We start from the raw sequence: 6,000 nt of genomic DNA on the forward strand, positions 1-6,000 counted from the left end.
ATTAATCCCAAAAAGGCCAGCTTAAAAGACTTTAGAAGATATGCGGAAGGAGAGTCCTTTATAATTATTAGAAAATAAAGACCACCATTTCCGGTTGTTTCTGCGGGTTACACGTTAAGCCTAATATACTTATAAATTTCTCAATGTCAGTAAAAAACAAAAAGCAATTCGGTGTGTGGCTAGATTCTAACCATGCCACAATAGTAGGCAGAGAACAGGTTGACAACGGAGACTTTATTATTCTGGCCGAGGCTAAGAATGATGGCCAGGGAAGCAACTCTAACGAAAATACCGGCAACAATGCCGAACAATCGTTGCAGCAAAAGTTTTTTAAAGAAATAACTACGCACCTTCAAAATGCCGAAGAAGTACACGTAACTGGTACAGGTATTTCGCAGGAACAATTTATGCATTTTTTGTCGCAAACGGCCCAGTTTAAAAACACGGTAGCTAACGAAAGTACTTCACTTAAAATGGGGGACGAAAAACTAGTTGAATATTTTGCTCAAAAATTTAATTAAGCCATTAGCTTTTAAAAATGAAGCTGCCTCGAAATAGTTGGGGCAGCTTCTTTAATTATTATCCGCTGTTAGGTAAGCTTCTTTAGATTTTTACTCCGTTTCTATTTTCAAAAAAGTAACCACCCTAGCTTATAAGCTATTCACTTAATTTTTTAATATCATTAGGATTTTCTCAGTCTATTATGCAGAAGCGCGAAGGGAAAAGCTTTAAAATATCTTACAACCATGAAATATAATATAACAATTAACAGTGCAAACACCCTAGAATCCGTACCAGATTATTGGTCCGACAGGGATTATGTAAATTTACTTTTAAAGTTTAACTATCCGGATGCGGAAAGTGCGGCTAAAGATACCCTGGAAGAATTACTTTTAATGGCTATTACCGATTATGAACCCAATGAAGCAGCCGCTATTATTCTGGAATATAAACTCGCTGATAAACTCAACGAGGGGCAATTAAGTCAGATATCCAATGATATGTTGCTGGATAAAATTTCGGAAGAATACCCCGATATAAGTTTGCATGCTCCTTTGTTCCATATCAATCAGCTTTTATATAAAGCCTTTAACGGTAAATTTCCTAACGCCAAAGCCACCCAAATAAACCTTTCCATCAACTCCTTAGACCAGGCGGAAGAACCGGATTTTACAAAAGAAAACATATTACATTTACTGGATAAAGGATTAACAGACAGCAACCTGATTAAGCGGCTTTTTAGCGAACAAATGGCCGGTAGCAAACCTTTTCCGGAAGCAGAAAGTATTTTATGGGAACTAGAGGCAGCTGGCAACAGCGATTACAAAATTTTAACTTCCGATTATTGGTTAAGTAAGTCTGATATTGAAACCGGTGAATTTGAAGGGGAACTCCAAAAAGCTACCAGCTCCGTGGAAATGACTTAAATGAAAATGTAATCTGCTTCGAGGATGACCACAAGAGAATAAATAAGGAACATCCCAAGAATTGGTTTCTAATTTACCGGCCCATAAGCCAAGAAAAACCTATTTATCTCGTATTGTAAATTATATGGAACGCATATACCCTTAACTATGTAGTAAGTATATAATAACAACACCATATGAATAACGGAACCGTAAAATTTTTTAATGACCTGAAAGGGTTTGGGTTTATTAAAGATACCAATTCAGAGCAAGATTACTTTGTACACGCATCTGGCCTCATGCAAGATGTCAGGGAAAATGACCAGGTAACTTTTGACCTGCAAGAAGGCAGAAAAGGATTAAATGCAGTAAACGTTAAACTAGCTTAGTTTAAACATAAAATAATAAAATAAAGCCTTACACCAGTAAGGCTTTTTTATTGTCTGGATAGGATAGTATAAAACCATCCGGTACGGCACGTTAAATATTTTATTTAAATATTTTTAATTAATCGGATGAACAGAAAATACTTAGCCGATACGACCACCCATGAGTACTTTTGCGTAGGGCTGAAAAAAGGACAGGATTGGGTAGATAATAACCAGAAATTTTTAAAAAGCTTTATGGGCTCACGCCCGGATAAGGACAAAGCAGAGTTCCAACTGCTTTCCGGCGAATTTAATGATAATTCTTTCTTCGAGAAGTGGATACGCAACGGTACTAATTTCCTGTTCCAGTACTAACACCTAGTTTTTAAATCCGAAAACACCATTCTGGTTCTATCAAATAAAACTGCCCTTATCTTCCTCTAGAACATTACTTTTTACCAACTTCTTACCTTGCTGATACTGTTATGACTACTAATTTAATTAAAAGCCCCCTACAACTTAAGTACGAGCTGGAGAATGTTAAACAAGAATTAACCTCCTTGCTGAATAACTCGAAGAAGAAAAAACAAGAGTCTTTAAGCAAGATGCTAAATTTTCGGGCCGAAATAAAGGAAATAGATGCCGTCATGGCTGCTCGGGAAGAAAGCTACACCTCCTATTGTGCCCTGGCCCAGCCGCTATTGAACCTTGTTATACCAGCCCCTATTCTCTTTCCAGTTGGATTAGCCGCTTTTATTACTAATATCCACCAACAAATAGAAGATTTAACGGCGGCAGCCGAAACCGAAGCCTGTCGTATCACCCGCCTCAGAGCCGCCCACCAAACCCAATTAGCTTTTATTCAACGGAAATCCAAGGAGATTTACCTTGCCTTAAATGAAGAAAAGAAAAGTGTAGAAGCTTATGCTTCTCTTTTAAAAGCTAAAATGCAGGAATTAGAAGGACAGTTTATTTACCAGACCAATCAGGGCAGTTTAGGTATTGGTTTGTAATTGCGCTATGTTTCTATAATTCAACCCAAAAGGTTATTAGCTCCTTGGGCGCTAACGCAGTTACGGGAGCTTCTTGTTTATCGGTCCGGATTACCTAAATCGGTAAAGTCTATTATCACCAAATACCTTAAAGGTGATAGGGTTCATGAAAGTGTGTAAATGAGAGTTCAGGCGAAAAGTTTGGACCTTTTTTAATAAATTAAATGAAGCCAAGGATACTACCATGATTCGCAAGAAGAGGCTGCTACCGCAATAGGCCCCACTAAAAGTATAATTAGCAACTATGAACGTAGAAACAGGATGTATCAACGAAGATGCTTAATAAGATTGCCGACTTTCTAGGTTCTGAATTTGATAATAATTTTAAATTTAAAGAAGATAAGAAATGAAAGAATATCAAGATGCCGTTTGGAATACGAATGCTATTCCCTTTAAGCTTTTTATACAAGATTATTTAAATGAAGGATGGGGTATATATAAAATGTTCCTAACTGATAATGGGTATAATGACAGGGGGCTAAAACTAGAGGCTTATCGAATTATATTAGTTAAGGGTAATTAAGTGATTAAGTGAATAAAAAATGAGGTTTATTTAATTGTAAAGAAAGCTGGTAGTTTTACTTTACTAACCTAATCCTTTATAGGATAAAATGCTTCCAAAAGGAGCTAAAAACTGTAAACAAGCGTAACCCCAAATTTACAGACAGCATCAAATTTCTCCTTATGGGTAAAATTATTATTTTATGTTTTGTTCTTTGGCTTGTCTGGTATTTGATACGTCGGTACAAGCCATTCAAACGTCGGAATAGATATTAGTAAATATGTCCAATAAGTCTACCATCTGCAGGTAAGACTCCAGGCAAGCTTTACTTTTGACGCACCTCACTAATTCTATTTGGTTATCATCAGGCTGGTAGAAGACTTCGGCAAAAATTAACCATCGCATAAAGGCAAATGGTGGAATTCTTGCTTTGTCGAATGGCTAATAATTGGATTTTCTCCCACACCTGCGCCGCCTGCTGATCTAAATTATACCCATTCAAATCATATAATTCCATAAGTCAATTTTTACGTGTAGAAGCAAAGAAAGCCTTTGGAGAAGAACAGGTTACTAGGATGGTGAGATGTTAAAAGGTCAGTTAGCGCTTCCGAGTTAAAAAGAGGCAATTTATCATAAAAGGTGTTATGTGTCGCTATTGAAAGTCTCTAAGGAATGCTTTATAATATCACGGATCTGAATATATTGGCTTAAAAAAGTAGTATATTAGTTTTTCCGGTTGTATATCTACCAAGTATTGTTTGTTATTGTCCTTACAAGCGGAATTTTAGAAGTTATAAAGAAAATAACATGGTTGAAGTACAAATAATGGTAAATGAGCAGACCATTAGGCAAGGGGATGTATTCAAAATAATAGAGCCCCTATGGTGGACAGTTGATATCTATCAGAGCAAAGCGATTTATGACCATGGCCTGAAACAATTTAGCGAAAATCAAAAGTATGTTTTTGCCATAAGGTGGTACTTAGCAGAAGTGAACAATGGTGCCCATCATCAATTTTTTTCCAACGCCACCGGAATTGTTTGGCAAGATGCTTTACAAGGCTTGCAAAAAGTAGAGCTACCTGATAGTTATGAAATATTAAAGGAAGCCATTGATGGTCTGGGGGGAAATCCATCTTTCAATAGGCAGGAGCGTAAAGAACAATTAGCAAAATCAGGAGTGGACTTCGAGAACCTGGACCATCGGTTTTATATAACTGATAAAATAATGGGGATTGAAGCAAGGTTATTGTCCTTTATTGAAGAAAATAAAACAGACTTTTATTTTGAGGGACAAATTACCAAACCGAAGAAAGCATAAAGTAAATCCCCACCGATAAGCTTGAATCTATACTAGTGCGTCCAATAAACGGGATTATGATAAGCAGGAGGAGAACAACCCTTATTTGGTCCGTTTAAGGATTAAGACTAAGAATAGTTTAGCTAGTTTACTTATAAACCACTTTTTCTACACCGGCTTAACATTATGGTAAAGCCTTTTTTTATTTAAATACCAGCTGCTTTGATTAGCTTGCGGCAGAATTTAAAGGAAAAAAGAGGGAGGGTATCCGTTCATGATTAATACTGCTAGTATAAAACCGGTTTTTGCCGATGAAGTTCTTCAAATTAGTATCGATGCAACTTTATCCTTATTACGCCTCACCTGGCAACAGCACCCCAACAGTACAGATTACCGCAGAGGGTACCAGCAAGCTATCCAGCTAGCTTTAGATTCTAACACGAAGTATTGGCTGACTGATTCCCGCCAGGTGCTTTACTTGCCTATCAGCGACCAGCACTGGATGTATACCCAGATGTTCCCCTTACTAGAAAGGAGTCAGTTGTTAAAATTCGCCATTGTGATGCACCCCGAGACGTTCATGACGACGGATAAAGCACCTATGACAAATAACGTTGCGCAACCGCTGAGCCTGAAGAAGCCGCTCAATATGGATTTGTTTTTAGACCATCCTTCTGCGCTGGCTTGGCTGGTGGGGGAAGCGAAAACACGATAAAGAGGTGTTCTACTCATAAGCTAACTGTTTGCTGATAGCAGCAGAAATGGATAAAAGGAATGGTAGTGGTGAGACTGTTTCAATAATTCTCTTACTTTCCGGCTTAAATCATAGCCACCCATTTAGCCGCTTCGTTGTAGGTCCAGAACTGCTGTATTTCGACGCTGGCCTGGTACTTGTTCCTTAACACCTGTACCGTTTCTTCAAACATCACGCGGTTACCCGCATCCTGAGAGATAATGCGGGCCACTTTCTTTAAGCAGGAAGCCGCCACGGCAGGTGCCAATTGCGCAATGACCTTTCTTTGCTCCTGGAGCGACAAGCCACCCAAGCGGTTAGAATCCATTAACCAGTATTCTACGGCATGTTGTTGTAGGTAGTGGATAAAGAGAGCCGCCGCTTGCTCATACTCCTGGACCGAAGGAGAAGTAAGCCATTCAGTATACATCAGTTTCACATCCTTATCCACCCACAGCTGTAGGTAGGAATTGGTTAGTTCATCAATATGGTCGGGTAAAGCAGCAGGCTCCAAAAGTGCAGCGGTTAAAAGATTTATACTTAAATTGTCTATCCAATTTAAGAATTATTCAATATTTGTTTGTACAAAATCTACCTTATATGCTTGAGAATTTTAACTATTAAAAGGAGAAGCAGGGTT

General features: G+C 38.1%; 9 protein-coding genes. 8 read left to right on the plus strand and 1 reads right to left on the minus strand.

The window, feature by feature from the left end; translation table 11 throughout:
• The first annotated feature begins 143 nt into the window (after positions 1 to 143).
• The 8 genes from F0145_RS25390 to F0145_RS25420 all read left to right on the plus strand — a co-directional run bounded on the left by F0145_RS25390 (position 144) and on the right by F0145_RS25420 (position 5,342).
• Complete coding sequence (locus F0145_RS25390) at positions 144 to 521, plus strand: hypothetical protein (protein ID WP_150093390.1); 378 nt, start codon at positions 144 to 146, stop codon at positions 519 to 521.
• A 225-nt stretch (positions 522 to 746) separates the two neighbouring features.
• Positions 747 to 1,427, plus strand: coding sequence for a hypothetical protein (locus F0145_RS25395; RefSeq protein WP_150093392.1), 681 nt, complete (start codon positions 747 to 749; stop codon positions 1,425 to 1,427).
• 176 nt (positions 1,428 to 1,603) lie between these two features.
• Entirely contained in the window at positions 1,604 to 1,795 is a 192-nt protein-coding gene (locus tag F0145_RS25400) for a cold-shock protein (RefSeq protein WP_150093394.1), read from the plus strand.
• Between the two features lie 126 nt (positions 1,796 to 1,921).
• Positions 1,922 to 2,149 (plus strand): hypothetical protein, encoded by a 228-nt coding sequence (locus F0145_RS25405; RefSeq protein WP_150093396.1) that lies wholly within the window; start codon positions 1,922 to 1,924, stop codon positions 2,147 to 2,149.
• Positions 2,150 to 2,259: 110 nt separating this feature from the next.
• Positions 2,260 to 2,787, plus strand: coding sequence for a hypothetical protein (locus tag F0145_RS25410; RefSeq protein WP_150093398.1), 528 nt, complete (start codon positions 2,260 to 2,262; stop codon positions 2,785 to 2,787).
• Positions 2,788 to 3,172: 385 nt separating this feature from the next.
• Positions 3,173 to 3,349: a hypothetical protein gene (locus F0145_RS26405; protein WP_190277645.1), complete on the plus strand. Its 177-nt coding sequence runs from the start codon at positions 3,173 to 3,175 to the stop codon at positions 3,347 to 3,349.
• Positions 3,350 to 4,135: 786 nt separating this feature from the next.
• Entirely contained in the window at positions 4,136 to 4,648 is a 513-nt protein-coding gene (locus tag F0145_RS25415; RefSeq protein WP_150093400.1) for a DMP19 family protein, read from the plus strand.
• A 253-nt stretch (positions 4,649 to 4,901) separates the two neighbouring features.
• A complete protein-coding gene (locus F0145_RS25420) occupies positions 4,902 to 5,342 on the plus strand; it encodes a hypothetical protein (protein ID WP_150093402.1) in 441 nt (146 codons plus the stop codon).
• A gap of 103 nt (positions 5,343 to 5,445) precedes the next feature.
• Here the strand turns inward: F0145_RS25420 and F0145_RS25425 are convergent, their stop codons facing one another.
• Positions 5,446 to 5,874: a hypothetical protein gene (locus F0145_RS25425; protein ID WP_150093404.1), complete on the minus strand. Its 429-nt coding sequence runs from the start codon at positions 5,872 to 5,874 to the stop codon at positions 5,446 to 5,448.
• Positions 5,875 to 6,000 lie beyond the last annotated feature (126 nt).

It is taken from the genome of Adhaeribacter rhizoryzae, assembly GCF_008629685.1.
Taxonomy (GTDB): domain Bacteria; phylum Bacteroidota; class Bacteroidia; order Cytophagales; family Hymenobacteraceae; genus Adhaeribacter; species Adhaeribacter rhizoryzae.